This window comes from Pedobacter yulinensis (assembly GCF_003029735.1).
Classification (GTDB): domain Bacteria; phylum Bacteroidota; class Bacteroidia; order Sphingobacteriales; family Sphingobacteriaceae; genus Pedobacter; species Pedobacter yulinensis.
In genome coordinates, this window is sequence record NZ_KZ686268.1 from 1,574,035 (window position 1) to 1,590,607 (window position 16,573).

Annotated in this window: 26 protein-coding genes; 24 read left to right on the forward strand and 2 right to left on the reverse strand. The window is 46.4% G+C overall.

All coding sequences use genetic code 11. The annotated features are described in order from the left end of the window. Positions 1 to 35: 35 nt before the first annotated feature. The 22 genes from rplP to rplQ all read left to right on the forward strand — a co-directional run bounded on the left by rplP (position 36) and on the right by rplQ (position 11,152). Positions 36 to 458: a 50S ribosomal protein L16 gene (gene rplP, locus C7T94_RS06985; protein ID WP_107214540.1), complete on the forward strand. Its 423-nt coding sequence runs from the start codon at positions 36 to 38 to the stop codon at positions 456 to 458. 74 nt (positions 459 to 532) lie between these two features. Beyond that, entirely contained in the window at positions 533 to 745 is a 213-nt protein-coding gene (gene rpmC / locus C7T94_RS06990) for a 50S ribosomal protein L29 (protein WP_107214541.1), read from the forward strand. A 13-nt stretch (positions 746 to 758) separates the two neighbouring features. Beyond that, a complete protein-coding gene (gene rpsQ / locus C7T94_RS06995; RefSeq protein ID WP_010599901.1) occupies positions 759 to 1,013 on the forward strand; it encodes a 30S ribosomal protein S17 in 255 nt (84 codons plus the stop codon). Position 1,014: 1 nt separating this feature from the next. Continuing rightward, positions 1,015 to 1,383: a 50S ribosomal protein L14 gene (gene rplN, locus C7T94_RS07000; RefSeq protein WP_107214542.1), complete on the forward strand. Its 369-nt coding sequence runs from the start codon at positions 1,015 to 1,017 to the stop codon at positions 1,381 to 1,383. A 1-nt stretch (position 1,384) separates the two neighbouring features. Continuing rightward, entirely contained in the window at positions 1,385 to 1,723 is a 339-nt protein-coding gene (rplX, locus tag C7T94_RS07005) for a 50S ribosomal protein L24 (protein ID WP_107214543.1), read from the forward strand. Further along, positions 1,723 to 2,295 (forward strand): 50S ribosomal protein L5, encoded by a 573-nt coding sequence (gene rplE, locus C7T94_RS07010; RefSeq protein ID WP_107214544.1) that lies wholly within the window; start codon positions 1,723 to 1,725, stop codon positions 2,293 to 2,295. The genes rplX and rplE overlap by 1 nt, the downstream gene beginning before the upstream one ends. After that, positions 2,288 to 2,557 (forward strand): 30S ribosomal protein S14, encoded by a 270-nt coding sequence (rpsN, locus tag C7T94_RS07015; protein WP_107214545.1) that lies wholly within the window; start codon positions 2,288 to 2,290, stop codon positions 2,555 to 2,557. Before rplE ends, rpsN begins: the two co-directional genes overlap by 8 nt. A gap of 148 nt (positions 2,558 to 2,705) precedes the next feature. After that, on the forward strand, positions 2,706 to 3,104 hold the full coding sequence (gene rpsH / locus C7T94_RS07020) for a 30S ribosomal protein S8 (protein ID WP_107214546.1): 399 nt from the start codon (positions 2,706 to 2,708) through the stop codon (positions 3,102 to 3,104). A 15-nt stretch (positions 3,105 to 3,119) separates the two neighbouring features. After that, on the forward strand, positions 3,120 to 3,677 hold the full coding sequence (rplF, locus tag C7T94_RS07025) for a 50S ribosomal protein L6 (protein ID WP_107214547.1): 558 nt from the start codon (positions 3,120 to 3,122) through the stop codon (positions 3,675 to 3,677). Between the two features lie 6 nt (positions 3,678 to 3,683). Beyond that, on the forward strand, positions 3,684 to 4,037 hold the full coding sequence (gene rplR, locus C7T94_RS07030; protein WP_107214548.1) for a 50S ribosomal protein L18: 354 nt from the start codon (positions 3,684 to 3,686) through the stop codon (positions 4,035 to 4,037). 18 nt (positions 4,038 to 4,055) lie between these two features. Beyond that, positions 4,056 to 4,574 (forward strand): 30S ribosomal protein S5, encoded by a 519-nt coding sequence (rpsE, locus tag C7T94_RS07035; protein WP_107214549.1) that lies wholly within the window; start codon positions 4,056 to 4,058, stop codon positions 4,572 to 4,574. A gap of 4 nt (positions 4,575 to 4,578) precedes the next feature. Beyond that, positions 4,579 to 4,758 carry a 50S ribosomal protein L30 gene (gene rpmD, locus C7T94_RS07040; RefSeq protein ID WP_204353223.1) on the forward strand — a complete coding sequence of 60 codons (180 nt, stop codon included), beginning with the start codon at positions 4,579 to 4,581 and terminating at the stop codon, positions 4,756 to 4,758. A 101-nt stretch (positions 4,759 to 4,859) separates the two neighbouring features. Continuing rightward, positions 4,860 to 5,306, forward strand: coding sequence for a 50S ribosomal protein L15 (gene rplO, locus C7T94_RS07045; RefSeq protein ID WP_107214551.1), 447 nt, complete (start codon positions 4,860 to 4,862; stop codon positions 5,304 to 5,306). Further along, positions 5,306 to 6,640, forward strand: coding sequence for a preprotein translocase subunit SecY (gene secY / locus C7T94_RS07050; RefSeq protein ID WP_107214552.1), 1,335 nt, complete (start codon positions 5,306 to 5,308; stop codon positions 6,638 to 6,640). Before rplO ends, secY begins: the two co-directional genes overlap by 1 nt. Positions 6,641 to 6,649: 9 nt before the next feature. Further along, positions 6,650 to 7,435: a type I methionyl aminopeptidase gene (gene map / locus C7T94_RS07055; RefSeq protein ID WP_107214553.1), complete on the forward strand. Its 786-nt coding sequence runs from the start codon at positions 6,650 to 6,652 to the stop codon at positions 7,433 to 7,435. A 71-nt stretch (positions 7,436 to 7,506) separates the two neighbouring features. Then, positions 7,507 to 7,725, forward strand: a complete 219-nt coding sequence (gene infA / locus C7T94_RS07060; protein ID WP_079643278.1) for a translation initiation factor IF-1 — start codon at positions 7,507 to 7,509, stop codon at positions 7,723 to 7,725. Positions 7,726 to 7,727: 2 nt separating this feature from the next. Continuing rightward, positions 7,728 to 7,844 carry a 50S ribosomal protein L36 gene (rpmJ, locus tag C7T94_RS07065; protein WP_107214554.1) on the forward strand — a complete coding sequence of 39 codons (117 nt, stop codon included), beginning with the start codon at positions 7,728 to 7,730 and terminating at the stop codon, positions 7,842 to 7,844. A 74-nt stretch (positions 7,845 to 7,918) separates the two neighbouring features. Further along, entirely contained in the window at positions 7,919 to 8,296 is a 378-nt protein-coding gene (rpsM, locus tag C7T94_RS07070) for a 30S ribosomal protein S13 (RefSeq protein WP_107214555.1), read from the forward strand. A 22-nt stretch (positions 8,297 to 8,318) separates the two neighbouring features. Continuing rightward, positions 8,319 to 8,708, forward strand: a complete 390-nt coding sequence (gene rpsK / locus C7T94_RS07075) for a 30S ribosomal protein S11 (protein ID WP_107214556.1) — start codon at positions 8,319 to 8,321, stop codon at positions 8,706 to 8,708. Between the two features lie 65 nt (positions 8,709 to 8,773). Next, positions 8,774 to 9,382: a 30S ribosomal protein S4 gene (gene rpsD / locus C7T94_RS07080; protein WP_107214557.1), complete on the forward strand. Its 609-nt coding sequence runs from the start codon at positions 8,774 to 8,776 to the stop codon at positions 9,380 to 9,382. A gap of 79 nt (positions 9,383 to 9,461) precedes the next feature. After that, a complete protein-coding gene (locus tag C7T94_RS07085) occupies positions 9,462 to 10,454 on the forward strand; it encodes a DNA-directed RNA polymerase subunit alpha (protein WP_107214558.1) in 993 nt (330 codons plus the stop codon). Positions 10,455 to 10,567: 113 nt separating this feature from the next. Then, positions 10,568 to 11,152, forward strand: a complete 585-nt coding sequence (rplQ, locus tag C7T94_RS07090) for a 50S ribosomal protein L17 (RefSeq protein ID WP_107214559.1) — start codon at positions 10,568 to 10,570, stop codon at positions 11,150 to 11,152. Positions 11,153 to 11,270: 118 nt separating this feature from the next. Here rplQ and C7T94_RS07095 read toward each other — a convergent pair whose 3' ends face one another. Beyond that, a complete protein-coding gene (locus C7T94_RS07095) occupies positions 11,271 to 11,825 on the reverse strand; it encodes a 2'-5' RNA ligase family protein (protein ID WP_107214560.1) in 555 nt (184 codons plus the stop codon). Between the two features lie 241 nt (positions 11,826 to 12,066). Between C7T94_RS07095 and C7T94_RS07100 the strand changes: the two genes are divergently transcribed. Both C7T94_RS07100 and dnaK read left to right on the forward strand, forming a co-directional pair. Continuing rightward, on the forward strand, positions 12,067 to 13,266 hold the full coding sequence (locus C7T94_RS07100; protein WP_107214561.1) for a class I SAM-dependent methyltransferase: 1,200 nt from the start codon (positions 12,067 to 12,069) through the stop codon (positions 13,264 to 13,266). Between the two features lie 158 nt (positions 13,267 to 13,424). Further along, positions 13,425 to 15,347, forward strand: a complete 1,923-nt coding sequence (gene dnaK, locus C7T94_RS07105) for a molecular chaperone DnaK (RefSeq protein ID WP_107214562.1) — start codon at positions 13,425 to 13,427, stop codon at positions 15,345 to 15,347. Positions 15,348 to 15,485: 138 nt separating this feature from the next. Here the strand turns inward: dnaK and C7T94_RS07110 are convergent, their stop codons facing one another. Beyond that, positions 15,486 to 16,382: a nucleotidyltransferase family protein gene (locus C7T94_RS07110; protein ID WP_107214563.1), complete on the reverse strand. Its 897-nt coding sequence runs from the start codon at positions 16,380 to 16,382 to the stop codon at positions 15,486 to 15,488. Between the last annotated feature and the right edge of the window lie 191 nt (positions 16,383 to 16,573).

Sequence of the window (16,573 nt, forward strand, 5' to 3'; positions counted from 1 at the left end):
TAATCGTTTTTTAAACGATCCTATTTTAAAAGAAAATGTTACAGCCAAAAAGAACGAAGTTCAGGAAGATGCAAAAGGGCAGGATGAAAGGTTTAGCCACCCGTGGGGCTGAGCTTGCATTCGGTTCTTTCGGAATCAAGTCCCTGGAAGCTACCTGGATTACCAGTCGGCAGATAGAGGCTGCCCGTATCGCCGTAACACGTTATATGAAACGTGAAGGCCAGGTATGGATCAGGATTTTCCCGGACAAGCCGGTAACCAAAAAGCCTGCAGAAGTACGTATGGGTAAAGGTAAAGGTGCCCCTGAATACTGGGTTGCGGTAGTGAGACCCGGACGTGTAATTTTCGAAGCTGAAGGCGTGCCTTTGGAAATTGCCAAAGAAGCGATGCGTTTAGCCGCTCAGAAATTACCGATTCAAACAAAATTTGTAGTACGTAGAGATTACGTAGAAGCATAAAGTTCAAAAGTTGAGGTTAGCAGGCGCTTGAGGCCATCTCAAACCTGCAACTGTCAACGTAAAAGAAGAATAAAATGAAGAACTCAGAAATTACAGGGCTTTCAAAAGAGGAGTTAGTAGCTAAAATTGCGGAAGAAAAGGAAAACTTGACCAAGTTAAAGTTTGCCCACACCATCTCAGCTATTGAAAATCCTTCGCGGATATCAAAAGTGAGAAAGGATATTGCCCGCTTAAACACTCAACTGACTGCGGTTAAGAAAGCCGGGTCAGCTTCAGAAACTAAATAATTTTAGCGTCGAAATGGAAAGACAATTAAGAAAGACAAGAACGGGCTTGGTAGTAAGCAACAAGATGGATAAATCTGTTGTGGTTTCAGTTGAGCGTAAAGTGAAACACCCGATCTATGGTAAGTTTGTAAAGAAGACTACCAAATTTATGGCTCATGACGAGAAAAACGAATGTGGTATCGGTGATACGGTATTGATCATGGAGACTCGTCCGCTGAGTAAGAACAAAAACTGGAGATTGGTACAAATTTTAGAAAGGGCTAAATAAAATGGTACAGCAGGAATCAAGATTAAACGTTGCTGACAACAGCGGCGCAAAAGAAGTATTGGTTATCCGTGTGCTTGGTGGAACCGGCAAGCGTTATGCATCTATCGGCGACAAGATCGTTGTAACCGTAAAGAGCGCGCTTCCTTCAGGTAACATCAAAAAAGGAGCCGTTTCTAAAGCAGTGGTGGTAAGGACAAAGAAAGAGATCAGAAGGAAAGATGGTTCTTACATTCGTTTCGATGACAATGCAGCAGTATTGCTGAATGCACAGGACGAGCCGCGCGGTACACGTATTTTTGGCCCGGTTGCCAGGGAATTACGTGAAAAACAATTTATGAAAATTGTATCATTAGCACCGGAGGTATTATAAAATGGAAAAGAAAGTAGCAAATCCAAAATTAAAGATCCGTACAGGTGATTTAGTGAAAGTAATTGCCGGCGACTCAAAAGGCCAGCAGGGTAAAGTACTGCAGGTACTGACCGATAAAAACAAAGCCATCGTAGAAGGCATCAACCTGGTGTCAAGACATACCAAACCGAATGCAGCTACCCCGAATGGCGGTATCATTAAAAAAGAGGCTCCTCTTCACATCTCAAACCTGATGCTGGTTGATCCAAAGACAGGCAAAGCCACCCGTGTAGGCAGGAAACTGAATGCAGACGGCAAACTGGTAAGAGTAGCTAAAATTTCAGGAGAGGAGATCAAATAATGGCACAGACACCAAGACTTAAGAGCAAATACAAAGAGGAGATTGTTAACAATCTCAAGGAAAAGTTTAACTACAAAACGGTTATGCAGGTTCCTAAACTCACGAAGATCTCGATCAACCAGGGTGTTGGCCGTTTCTCGGTAACCGATAAAAAGATCATGGATACATCGATCGCTGAACTGACCACCATTACCGGTCAGCAGGCTGTAGGTGCCAAATCTAAAAAGGATATCTCGAACTTCAAACTCCGTAAAGGCATGCCTGTTGGTGTTCGTGTAACACTGCGCGACAACAACATGTATGAGTTTCTGGACCGCCTGATCGCTGTAGCCCTGCCACGTATCCGTGACTTCAAAGGCATCAACGACAAAGGCTTTGACGGAAAAGGAAATTATACACTCGGTATCACTGAGCAGATCATTTTCCCTGAGATCAACATTGATAAGATCAATAAAATTTTAGGGATGGATATTACTTTCGTAACTTCGGCGAATTCTGACGTAGAGGCGCTGGAATTACTGAAACAATTCGGTTTACCATTTAAAAATCAAAATAACAATACCAATGGCTAAAGAAGGTGTAAAAGCGCGCGAATTAAAACGCCAGAAACTGGTGGCAAAATTTGCAGAGAAACGTGCAGCATTGAAAGCAGCCGGAGATTACGAAGCTTTGGACAAACTGCCAAAGAACGCATCGCCGGTACGTTTACACAACCGTTGCAAGCTGACCGGCCGTCCGCGTGGTTACATGCGTACATTCGGTATCTCCAGGGTAACTTTCCGTGAGATGGCACTCGCAGGCAAGATCCCCGGGGTAAAGAAAGCAAGCTGGTAAACAGTCAGAAGGAAATAAAACCGGAGAACAAAGCGGGCTTGGGCCTGCTTTGTATCCGGATTTCAGCCTTTTGTGCATACAACAGAATTTTAACCGGTAGAAGGTCCGTCAATATTGGAGAGGAAACCACTACCACAACAAATCCATAATGAATACAGATCCAATAGCAGATTATTTAACAAGAGTAAGGAACGCCATCAAGGCCAACCACAGAGTTGTAGAAGTTCCTGCATCAAACCTTAAAAAGGAAATTACCAAAGTACTTTTTGACAAAGGTTACATCGCGAATTACAAGTTTGAGGACAACAATGCCCAGGGAACAATCAAAATCGCCCTGAAGTACAATCCGATTACAAGAATTCCTGCTATTCGTACATTGGTGCGAGTAAGTAAACCAGGTTTGAGACAGTATGCCGGCGTAGACAATATGCCAAGAGTATTAAACGGTTTAGGTATCGCAATCTTATCTACTTCCAAAGGTGTAATGACCGACAAGGAAGCAGCCAAATTGAATATTGGCGGTGAGGTATTGTGTCACGTTTATTAAGAGGAGAAAAACACAATGTCAAGAGTAGGAAAAGCCCCAATTACAATTCCCGCAGGTGTGACCATCACGGTTTCAAACGATAACGTGGTAACGGTTAAGGGTCCGAAAGGAGAATTACACCAAGCAGTTGATTCAGACATCACTGTACAACAGGAAGACGGCGTTTTAACAGTCGCTCGTCCTTCAGACCAAAAAAGGCACAAAGCACTGCACGGTTTGTACCGCGCATTGATCAACAACATGGTTGTTGGCGTAACCGAAGGATATAAGCTCGAGCAGGAACTGGTAGGTGTGGGTTACCGCGCCAGCAACCAGGGCAACACGCTTGATCTCGTTCTTGGTTACTCGCACCACTACGTGTTCCAGTTGCCTAAAGAAATTAAAGTAACGACCGCTTCTGAGAAAGGCCAGACGCCAAAGATCATTTTAGAGAGCATTGACAAACAACTGATTGGCCAGGTAGCGGCAAAAATCCGCTCGCTGCGTGCACCAGAGCCATACAAAGGTAAAGGTATCAAGTTTGTAGGTGAGGTATTGAGAAGAAAAGCAGGTAAATCAGCATCTAAAAAATAAGGAATCATGGCAGGTAAAAAATTATCACGAAGAGATCGTATCAAAAAAGGGATCAGAAAAAGACTTACCGGTTCTGCTGAGCGCCCACGTTTATCGGTATTCAGAAGCAATAAAGGCATTTACGCACAGGTTATCGATGATGTTACCGGAAGTACCATCGTTTCAGCCTCCAGCTTATCAAAAGATTTCTCTGCCACTGGCAACAAATCTGAACAGTCAATGGCTGTTGGCAAGCTGATCGCAGAGAAAGCCATTGCTGCCGGTGTAAAAGAAGTTGTTTTTGACAGGAATGGTTACTTGTACCACGGACGTGTCAAATCACTTGCAGAAGGTGCACGTGAAGGTGGTTTAGTATTTTAATTCATAACAGAGATCAAAATGTCAACTATCAATATAAAAAGAGTTAAGTCTAGCGAGATCGAGTTGAAAGACCGTTTGGTTAGCATTCAACGTGTTGCCAAAGTAACCAAAGGCGGCCGTACTTTCAGCTTTTCTGCCATCGTGGTTGTAGGAGATGAGAACGGTGTAGTTGGTTACGGACTGGGTAAGGCCAAAGAGGTAACAGAAGCCATTGCAAAAGGTGTAGACGACGCCAAAAAGAACCTGGTAAAAGTTCCGGTTCTGAATGGTACCGTTCCCCATGAGCAGATCGGTAAATTTTCGGGCGGTTTCGTCCTGATCAAGCCAGCTGCTGTTGGTACCGGTGTTATTGCCGGTGGTGCGATGCGTGCTGTATTGGAGAGTGCAGGTATCCACAACGTACTTGCTAAATCAAAAGGTTCATCTAACCCGCACAACGTGGTTAAAGCAACTGTAGACGCGCTGACCAAAATGCGCGATGCTTATACGGTTGCCCAGCACCGTGGGGTTGATCTTAACAAAGTATTTAACGGATAATCAAATGGCTAAGATTAAAATAACCCAGATCAAGAGCGTTATCGACAGAAGCGAGCGCCAGAAGAAAACCGTTCAGGCTTTAGGTTTGTCAAAAATAAACCAATCTGTAGAGGTTGAAGCTACTCCCCAGATCATCGGGATGGTGAGAAAAGTGAATCACCTCGTAGCGGTAGAAAGTATATAACCGGAAAGCTGTGCCCGTTGAACAATGGGTACAGCTTTTCATCATGTTTAATCGTTGACCCTGATTAGTGAAAGCGAAGGGCAACACAACAAGTTTCAAAAATGAACTTAAGTAATCTGAAACCTGCAAAAGGTTCTGTTAAAGGTGGAAAAAGAATTGGTCGTGGTACAGGTTCAGGCCGTGGCGGTACTTCAACCCGTGGTCATAAAGGTGCCGGATCCCGCTCAGGAACCAGTACGAAAGTAGGTTTTGAAGGTGGCCAGATGCCACTTCAGCGTCGCGTACCTAAAGTTGGTTTCAAGCCGATTAACCGTACCGAATACGTTGGTGTAAACCTGGATGTACTTCAGGGTCTTGCTGAAAAATTCAATTTAGAAAGCGTAGATTTCGCTACTTTAAAGGAGCACGGTCTTGTTTCAAGAAACGACCTGGTTAAAATCCTGGGCCGCGGCGAAGTTAAAGCTAAATTGAATGTTAAAGCACACGCCTTCTCAGCATCGGCACAAAAAGCGATCGAAGCAGCCGGCGGGTCAATCGAAAAATTGTAATGAAAAAGCTATTTACTACTTTAAGTAATATCTGGAAAATTCAAGAATTAAAAGAGCGTATCTTATTTACGCTCTTAATTCTTGTTATCTACCGGTTCGTATGCCAGGTTGTATTACCCGGTGTTGATGCGAATCTGTTGGGCCAAAATCAAAAATCAGGTCTGCTCGGCCTGTTAGATATGTTTGCCGGTGGCGCCTTCTCGAAGGTGTCTATCGTAGCGCTCGGTGTTATGCCGTATATTTCTGCATCAATCGTGGTGCAGTTGCTGGGTATCGCCGTTCCCTCTTTCCAGAAAATGCAGAAAGAAGGTGAAAGCGGACGCAAAAAACTAAACCAAATAACCCGTTACCTGACCGTTGCCATTACCATCGTACAATCTGTTGGTTATGTAAAAACACAGGTTCCTGAAGAAGCCATCCTGATTAACCACACACTGTTCTATATCCTGTCTACCTTTGTACTAACGGCAGGAACATTATTCGTGATGTGGCTGGGCGAAAAAATTACAGACAAGGGCATTGGAAACGGTACTTCACTGATCATCATGGTCGGTATCATTGCCCGTTTGCCAATTGCACTGCAACAGGAAGTGACCTCGCGTGCTGCCGGACAAGGTGGTGGCCTGATCGCGCTGGTTGTTGAGATCGTAGCGCTGTTTGCGGTCGTCATGTTTACCATTCTGATCGTACAGGGCGTGCGTAAAGTCCCTGTGCAGTATGCCAAGAAAATCGTCGGCAACAAACAATTTGGCGGTGTACGTCAGTACATTCCCCTTAAAGTAAATGCGGCCGGCGTTATGCCGATCATCTTTGCCCAGGCATTGATGTTTATTCCTGCGGGCCTGACCGGATTTTTCCCATCCCTGCAGAACAGCTGGCTAAGCGCCTACAGCGACTATACTTCGGTAACGTACAGCGTCACGTTTGCTGTGCTGATCATTGCCTTTACCTTTTTCTATACCGCCATTACGGTTAACCCGACCCAGATGTCTGATGATATGAAAAAGAACGGCGGTTTTATTCCCGGAGTTAAACCAGGACAAGCTACTTCATCATTCATCGATGATGTTATTTCAAAGATCACTTTCCCGGGAGCAATTTTTCTGGCCATTATCGCCATCCTGCCTTCTGTGGCTGTGAAGTTTGGAATCGCCTCTGAGTTTGCGCACTTCTACGGCGGAACCTCACTGCTTATTCTTGTAGGTGTGGTTCTTGATACCTTGCAACAGGTGGAAAGTTACCTCCTTATGCGTCACTACGATGGTTTAATGAAAACCGGCCGGGTAACCGGACGTACCGGTATTCCAGCAGCAGGCAGCAACGCCGCGTTGTAATCGGAACGCATGTCAAAGATCCTTTACAAGTCTGACGAAGAAATTGAATTGATCAGGGAAAGCGCAATGTTGGTTTCCCTGACGCTTGCCGAAGTAGCAAAGGTCATTGCGCCGGGTGTAACCACCCTGCAGCTGGATAAGCTGGCTTATGAGTTTATCAGCGACCATGGTGCGGTGCCTGCCTTCCTCAACTACAATGGTTTTCCTTTTTCCCTGTGTATCTCACCGAATGAACAGGTGGTACACGGCTTTCCAAGTGATTATGTGATCCAGGAAGGGGACCTGATCTCGGTTGACTGCGGTGTGATCAAGAACGCGTTTTTCGGCGATTCAGCTTATACTTTTTCAATCGGAGCGGTAAGTGCTGAGAAGCAGAAGCTGGTTACTGTAACCAAGGAATGCCTGGACCTGGCCATCAGCAAAGCAACAGCAGGAATGCGTGTTGGCGATGTAGGTTACGCCTGTCAGCAGCATGCAGAGTCGAACGGCTTTGGGGTGGTGCGCGAACTGGTCGGGCATGGTGTGGGTTTTGCCCTCCATGAAAAACCGGAGGTAGCGAATTACGGCAAACGCGGCAGCGGCGTAAAACTTGAAGAAGGCATGGTGATCGCCATCGAACCGATGATCAATGCCGGCGTAGCCGGTGTAAAGTTCTGGCAGGACGGTTGGACGGTTACGACAAAAGACAATAAACCATCGGCACATTTTGAACACACGGTGGCTGTACGGAAGGGCAAACCGGACGTGTTGTCGAGCTTTTTGCCTATAGAAGAAGTTTTGCAACAAAAAAAATAAATATTTAGATTTTTTTATTTAATTTTGCAACCCTGTTTAGAAGCAGCTAATTAAGTAAAAATCAATAAAATATGGCTAAACAAGCCTCAATTGAACAAGACGGCGTAATTAAAGAAGCATTATCAAATGCCATGTTCCGGGTAGAGCTGGAAAACGGTCATGAGATCATTGCACATATTTCAGGAAAGATGCGGATGCACTACATCAAAATTCTTCCTGGCGATAAAGTAAAACTGGAGATGTCGCCTTACGACCTAACGAAAGGCCGGATCACTTATAGATATAAATAACAATGAAAGTAAGATCATCAATCAAGAAGCGTAGCGCTGATTGCAAGGTAATTCGCCGTAAAGGGAAACTTTACGTGATTAACAAGAAGAACCCGAAATACAAGCAACGTCAAGGTTAAAGAGAAAATTAATCAATTTTTAAAGCTAAGAGTCGCCGGCTAGAGGCCGGACGATACTTTAAAATAACAAAAGCATGGCAAGGATATCAGGTATTGATTTACCAAGAAACAAAAGAGGAGAAATCGGGCTGACCTATATTTATGGTGTAGGCCGGTCAACTGCACAGCGTATCTTAACGCAGGCAGGTATCGATTTCAACAAGAAAGTACAGGACTGGTCTGACGACGAGCTTTCAGCCATCCGTACCATTATTAACGACGAGATCAAAGTAGAAGGTGCTCTGCGTTCTGAAGTTCAGCTGAACATTAAACGTTTGATGGATATTGGTTGCTACCGTGGTCTTCGCCACAGAAAGGGTCTTCCTTCACGTGGCCAGCGTACAAAGAATAACTCACGTACCCGTAAAGGCAAGAGAAAAACAGTTGCAAACAAGAAAAAAGCTACTAAATAACAAGTAGTATCAAACAATAATCATGGCTAAGAGTAAAAAAGTTACCAAAAAGCGTATTGTTGTGATCGAACCTGTTGGGCAGGCGCACATCAATGCTACTTTTAACAATATCATCGTTACACTGACCAACAACAACGGTCAGACTATTTCATGGTCTTCTGCTGGTAAAATGGGTTTCAAGGGTTCTAAAAAGAACACACCTTATGCAGCAGGTCAGGCTGCTTCAGACTGCGGAAAGGTTGCATTCGACCTGGGTCTCCGTAAGGTTGAAGTGTTCGTTAAAGGACCAGGCGCTGGTCGCGAGTCGGCAATTCGTACCCTGCAGGTTGCAGGTATCGAAGTTATGTCGATCAAAGACATTACACCGCTTCCGCACAACGGTTGCCGCCCTCCAAAGAAAAGAAGAGTTTAATCAATCAGTTTTTAAAGCTAAGAGTCGCCGGTTAGAGGCCGGACGATACTTTAAAATATACGACAATGGCAAGATATACCGGACCAAAATCCAAAATCGCCCGTAAATTCAGAGAGCCGATCTTCGGCCCAGATAAGGCATTAGAAAGAAAAAATTATCCTCCAGGACAACATGGTGTGTCTAAAAGGAGAGGTAAACAATCAGAGTATGCAATCCAGCTCATGGAGAAGCAGAAAGTAAAATACACATATGGTGTATTGGAGAAACAATTCAGTAACCTGTTCAAAAAGGCCTCATCACGTCAGGGCATTACCGGTGATAACCTGTTGCAATTGCTGGAAGCCCGTCTTGATAACACTGTGTATCGCCTGGGCATCTCGACCACCCGCTCTGGTGCAAGGCAGCTTGTTAGCCACAAACACATCACCGTTAATGGCGAAGTAGTGAACATTCCATCGTACCAGCTGCGTGCCGGCGACGTGGTAGCTGTTCGCGAAAAGTCTAAGTCGCTCGAAGCTATTTCTGCTTCGGTTGCCGGCCGGAAGATCAACAAGTTTTCCTGGTTAGACTGGAACGCTGACGAGTTAAGCGGAAAGTTCCTTACTTATCCAAACCGCGATGAGATTCCTGAGAACATCAAGGAAAACCTGATCGTCGAGCTTTACTCTAAGTAAACTGTTAGTGTCGATTGCCTGTAAAGGCAATTGGCATTTCTGGCTTTACATAATTACTAACGAAAAAGAAACATTATAAATGGCAATTTTAGCATTTCAAAAACCGGATAAGGTGATCATGCAGAAATCAACAGATTTCGATGGTACATTTGAATTTCGTCCTTTAGAACCCGGTTTCGGTGTGACAATCGGTAATGCCCTCAGAAGAATCTTACTCTCTTCACTGGAAGGGTATGCCATTACGACCATTCGGTTTTCTGGTGTCTCGCATGAGTTTTCGACCATCAAAGGTGTTGTTGAAGATTTAACCGAGATCATCCTGAACCTGAAACAAGTACGTTTCAAAAAAACCGGAGATTCCGGCGATTCTGAAAAAGTTTTCATTATCGTTAACGGACAAGACCAGTTCAAAGCCGGCGACATCACTAAGTTTTCAAATAACTTCACCGTTCTGAACCCAGACCTGGTGATCTGCAACATGGAAAAATCAGTAACCCTCGAGGTTGAGCTGACCATTAACAAAGGTCGCGGTTATGTTCCTGCAGAAGAAAATAAATCAAGTGATGCGGTTGTTGGCGTGATTGCGATCGATTCGATCTACACGCCAATGAAGAATGTAAAATATACCATTGAAAACTATCGTGTAGAGCAGAAGACCGACTATGAGAAGTTGGTACTTGACATCTCCACCGATGGCTCTATCCATCCGGAAGAAGCGCTTAAGGAAGCTGCAAAGATCCTGATCCAGCACTTTATGCTGTTCTCTGATGAGAACCTGGTGCTTGAATCACAAACCAAAGAAGAAACCAAGGAAGTTGATGAGGAAATCCTGCATATGCGCAAGATCCTGAAAACTGAACTGGTTGACCTTGACCTTTCTGTACGTGCGCTGAACTGCCTGAAAGCCGCAGACATCCGTACACTGGCTGACCTGGTTTCTTACGATGTAGCTGACATGCTCAAATTCAGGAACTTTGGTAAGAAATCACTGACAGAGATCCAGGAGCTTGTAAAATCAAAAGGTCTATCTTTTGGTATGAACCTGTCCAAATTTAAGCTGGACGAAGAATAAAGAATGTTTTGCCGCAGCGGGGTGCCCTGCAGCGGCCTGGCATAGAATAAACAAAGTTATTCACGGTGCATAATTCCCTCGGCAAGAGACGGTATGCACCCAATTAAAACGAAATGAGACACGGTAAAAAAGTAAACCACCTCGGAAGAACCGACAGCCACCGCAAAGCGATGCTTGCCAACATGGCTTCATCATTGATCCTGCACAAAAGGATTACAACAACCCTTGCAAAAGCAAAAGCACTGCGCACCTATGTAGAGCCGATCATCACTAAGTCAAAGAACGACACGACACACTCGCGCCGTACTGTATTTACTTATTTGCAGGACAAAGAGGTTGTAAGCATCCTGTTTCGCGAGGTAGCTGAGAAAGTTGCTAACCGTCCGGGTGGTTATACCCGCATCATCAAGTTGAACAACCGGATGGGCGATAACGCCGAGATGGCGCTGATCGAACTGGTTGATTACAATGAAGTTTACGGCAAAGATGCTGCTGCGAAGGAAGAGAAGAAAACTACCCGTCGCGGAAGAAGCAAAGCCGGTGCTGCCAAGAAGGCTGATGCGCCTAAAGCTGAAGCCAAAGAGGAGGCTGCACCAGTTGCAGAAGAGGCTCCTGAAGCTCCGGTTGCTGAGGAAGCACCTGCTGCAGAAACACCTGCTTCAGAAACTGAAGAAAACAAAGAAGGTAAAGGCGAATAAGTCTTACATATACCATCTGATGAGAACCCGGAACATTGTTCCGGGTTTTTTTATGCATGCCGGTGTCGGCGTTCCCGGCCGGCAGTTGCCCCAGTCAGGACCTAGAGCCAGGCGGTGTTCAGGCAAACAGGTTATCCAAGCTAAGTTGCCGGGGCCCAGCCAAAAAGCTGAATTCATGGAAGCGCTGCCAGCTTTGGCCGTCATGCTTAAGCAACGTAAAACCTGACGATACGAAGGCAGCAAAGAACTTCCTGCGCCGGTAACGTGCCATGATCATGGGATAAACCTCCGCAATGTCACGGTAGGCAACCGTAAAATGCGGATGAAAGGGACCTACCGGGCCTTTTACAGGCAGGCGCCTCATAATCTCCTGGCGCAGACGGCTCAATTGTGGCGTTTTTTTTACGTTTATAAAAACGGCAGTATTCTCGAAGCCGGAAAAGTTTTCCAGTTCGATGTTAAAAGGGCTCTGATTACAAGCAGCTTCTAAGCTGCGCAACAGGCTGTCTTCGCGTGCGCTATCCATTCTAAGTGGCGCAGCAAGGGTCATGTGAACCGGTGGCCGCAGTGCAGCCGTGGTGCCGAACGCCTCGGCACATTCCTGGCGAATGGCATGTATACGTGCTGAGAGTTCTGCCGGCGGCAGGATTGCGAGAAGGTACAAAGATTCCATCAGGCTAAAATACTAAATATATTAGTATTTGTCAAGTGTGCGTCAATCCGCTTATGCCCAAAGCGTCATGCAGGGAACAGACTTTACAGATTCGCACAGGCCTTGCGGGCCAAACCCGGGCAGAGGGCTATAGCGGCGCACGGGGCCGGCGCAAAGTACGGTGCTGCAGCTGCTTTCCTGACAATTGCCACTTTGCCTGGATGCTGCTCGACTGCCGTCCCAAAGTCGTAACTTTGCTGCGATGCATGAACTACCCGATACCCCCGAAACATTCACCTCGCTTCTGAACGAGACCCTGCAGGCCGATAACTTTGTCAAGCTGTCTTTGGGCAATTACCAGGGCCCCGAGCAGGACCTGAAGCAGGTATTGATTCGCCAGGTGGAGGTTAAACGTAAGCCCATGCTGGCTTTTACGTTCAGGTACCGAACGCGGGACATTGTTAAGAACCTGAACTTTGACGCGGGTACTGCCCAGGTTGCCGGTCTGCTTCAAACAGGTTTCAGGATCGCCACCCTCTTCAGTCTGACCGCCGATTATATCTTTGAACACCACGTCAAATCTGGCTGGAAATGCAGGCAGCAGCCGGCTACGAAGACCGTCAGGCCGGGAACAGGGCATGATCATGTTAAACAGCGGCCTATCGCGAACGGCGCGCAGCCCTACCTGCGTGCACTCGGCATAACCGGGAACGACGGTCAGGTGCTAAAACATGCGCAGGATAAATATAAACAGATTAATCAATACATCAAGCTGCTGGAACCGCTGATCCGCGAGGCGGGAGACATCAGCCAGGTGGCCGATATGGGTTCGGGAAAAGGTTACCTGACCTTTGCCTTATATGATTATCTCACCAATGTGCTGGCCAAACCAGCAACAGTAACCGGTGTCGAATACCGTGAAGACCTTGTCGCTCTCTGCAACCAGATTGCGGCCGAAACAGGGTTTGAAAATCTCCGGTTCGAACAGGGAAACATTTCAGATTTCCCGGCTAACCGTACGGACCTGCTTATTGCACTTCATGCCTGCGACACGGCCACAGACGACGCCATTTACAAAGGTATCGAGGCGCAGGCGAAACTGATCGTGGTTGCGCCCTGTTGTCACAAAGAGGTGCGCCGCGAAATGGAGAAGAATAGGCAGCTAAACCAGGTGTCTTTCCTTACCCGGCACGGTATCTTCCTGGAACGGCAGGCAGAAATGGTTACAGACGGTTTGCGCGCCATGCTGCTCGAATATGCAGGATACAAAACCCGGGTATTTGAATTTATATCAGACGCACACACCCCAAAAAACGTGCTCATTGTGGGTATCCGCAGCAAGTGTCCGGGCGGTAGCCAATTGTCTGAACTGCGAGGGCGGATCGAAGAAACCATGACAAATTTTGGCATAACCAGGCAACGCCTGCAAGGCTTGTTGCTGCATGAAAGACACGAAGTCTGATTGCTCGTTTTCTGACAAGGTGTCAGCGCAGTACAGTCAGGGTTTGCCTTGTGCTGTATCATAACGTCGGAATAATGACAATTTGATGCTAAAAATCTCTTGGCACAACCCTTGATTATAGAGAGGAAACACGAAACGAAAAGGAAATATACATCAAGATGGGAAAAATAATTGGAATAGACTTAGGAACAACCAACTCCTGTGTTGCAGTAATGGAAGGCAGCGAGCCAGTCGTTATCGCGAACAGTGAAGGTAAACGTACTACACCGTCTATTGTTGCTTTTGCAGACAACGGTGAACGTAAAGTTGGTGAGCCGGCGAAGCGCCAGGCGATCACCAACCCGGCAAAAACGATATATTCGATCAAGCGCTTTATGGGAAGCAGCTTTGACGAGAGCAGCAAGGAAGTGGCTCGCGTTCCTTATAAGGTTGTAAAAGGAGATAACAATACTCCGCGCGTTGAGATCGACGACCGCAAATATACCCCGCAGGAAATTTCTGCCATGGTACTTCAGAAAATGAAAAAAACCGCAGAAGATTTCCTGGGTCAGGAAGTAACAGAAGCGGTCATTACTGTGCCAGCCTACTTTAACGACGCGCAGCGTCAGGCAACCAAAGAGGCGGGCGAAATTGCCGGCCTGAATGTAAAACGTATCATTAACGAGCCAACTGCGGCTGCACTGGCTTATGGTCTTGACAAAGCGCACAAGGACATGAAGATCGTTGTGTTCGACTGCGGTGGTGGTACACACGACGTGTCGGTTCTGGAACTCGGCGACGGCGTGTTTGAAGTAAAAAGTACAGACGGCGATACACACCTTGGTGGCGATGATTTTGATCACGTCGTGATCGAATGGCTAGCCGAAGAGTTCAAGAGCGAAAACGGCATGGATCTGCACAAGGATCCGATGGCGCTTCAAAGGCTGAAAGAAGCTGCTGAAAAAGCAAAAATTGAGTTGTCTAGTACGACTTCGACAGAAATTAACCTGCCTTACATCACAGCTGACGCTACCGGTCCGAAACACCTGGTTCGTACCCTTAGCCGTGCAAAATTTGAACAGCTGGTAGGCGACCTGGTCAAACGCACCATTGATCCCTGCCGTTCGGCTTTGAAAAATGCCGGTTTGAGCACATCAGATATCGATGAAATTATTCTTGTAGGCGGTTCGACCCGAATCCCTGCTATTCAGGAAGCTGTAAAAGCATTCTTTGGCAAGGAACCAAGCAAAGGTGTAAACCCGGATGAGGTTGTTGCAATCGGTGCAGCAATTCAGGGTGGTGTACTTACCGGCGATGTCAAAGATGTCCTGCTGCTGGATGTTACCCCACTTTCGTTGGGTATCGAAACCATGGGGGGTGTCATGACCAAACTGATCGAGGCAAATACGACCATTCCTACAAAAAAATCAGAAACATTCTCGACAGCGGCAGATAACCAGCCGTCGGTTGAGATACACATTCTGCAGGGCGAACGCCCGATGGCAAACCAGAACAGGACCATCGGCAGGTTTATCCTCGACGGCATTCCGCCGGCACCAAGAGGTGTTCCACAGGTAGAGGTTGCTTTCGACATCGATGCAAATGGTATTCTTCATGTGAGCGCTAAAGACAAGGCGACCGGAAAAGAGCAGAAGATCCGTATCGAGGCTTCTTCAGGTCTTACCGACGAGGAAATCAAAAAGATGAAAGAGGAGGCAGAAAGAAATGCCGACGCAGATAAAAAGGCGAAAGAAGAAGCTGATAAAATCAACGGTGCAGACGCCCTGATCTTCTCTACAGAAAAACAGCTGAAAGAGTTTGGTGAGAAATTGTCTGCAGACAAAAAGGCGCCTATCGAAGCAGGCCTGCAGAAACTGAAAGATGCGCATGCCGCCCGCAATTTTGCAGACATTGATGCGGCTCAGGCCGAACTGCAGAATGCATGGAATGCAGCTTCTGAAGAGATGTACAAAGCCGGTCAGGATCCGCAGGGGCAGCCCGGCGCCGAACAGCCACAGGGCGGAGCACAGCAGCCACAGGAAGGCGGCGACAACGTGACCGATGTGGACTTCGAAGAAGTAAAAGAAGACGATAAAAAATAGATTGTTGTACAAGACGAAAGCCGGTTATCAGTAATGATGACCGGCTTTTTTGCGTTAAGTACAGGCTGCGCCACTGTTCGAAACAAAAAAGCCGGTTATTGAGCGTTCAATAACCGGCTTGATGTTTAAGATAAACTGTTATGCCCAGAGGTTTTCAGGGTAGGTACCATTGTTAACCAGTTCATTGATGCTGTCCTGCACAATCGGCTTGTCTTCTTTATAAGTTACGCCAAACCATTTGCTGCTGGTCGGGATCACTTTGAAATCTGCTGTTTGTGTCTGGACGAGGTGGTCTGCGACCAGGGGAATAAAGAATTCTGCTTTCGGCTTTTCTTTGTTATCCTGGGCAAATTTAACAAACAGATCTTCAGTCGTTTTAAATACCTCGGGCGTGAAACCCCAGAAATTCATGGACACACGCGTATCCGGAGCAAGTGGAAACTCTTTCCCATCTTCCTCATACACGATAACGTCACCTTTTTTATAAACTTTGGTGCGTTCGTTGATGTCGGTAAGTTTATCGTTCTCCACGCTGCACACGCCCCGGGATACCGATCCGTACTCTGAAAGTGTCTTGCTGATTTCATAGCCGACCAGGCTGTAATTGCTGCCATTGGCTTCTGAGGTTAGGAACTCTACCATCTTTTTAAATGCATCAGCGCCATAGTAATCGTCTGCGTTGATTACGCAAAACGGCTCGTTGATCACCTTACGCCCCGAAAGAATGGCATGCGCTGTTCCCCAAGGTTTTTCCCGGTAAATTTCTTCGTTGATACCAAATTGCTTCAGATCAAAATTCTGAAATACGTAATCAGTCTCGATCTTGCCATTCAGTTTTGGTTCGAAGATCGCTTTGAAGTTGTCAAGGAACTCCTCTTTGATGATAAACACAACCTTACCGAAGCCGGCTTGAATTGCGTCGTATATGGAATAATCTATGATCGTTTCGCCATTCGGACCAAAACCATCGATTTGTTTCATGCTTCCGTAGCGGCTCGCCATTCCGGCTGCCAAGATTAATAAAGTTGGTTTCATGCAACGAAAATAACAATTCAATGGAACCTTCAGGTAAAGTGTGCCAAAAAAATGTCTTTTTTCTAACTGTCATTCATGCGGTTATCGCCCGCACGCCGCCGCGCACCACACATCCCGGCTGCACGCTGCACGTTTGCCGGCCCGGACAATTTTGTTATTTTTGCAGGCCCTGGCAGCGAACCTGCCAGAAC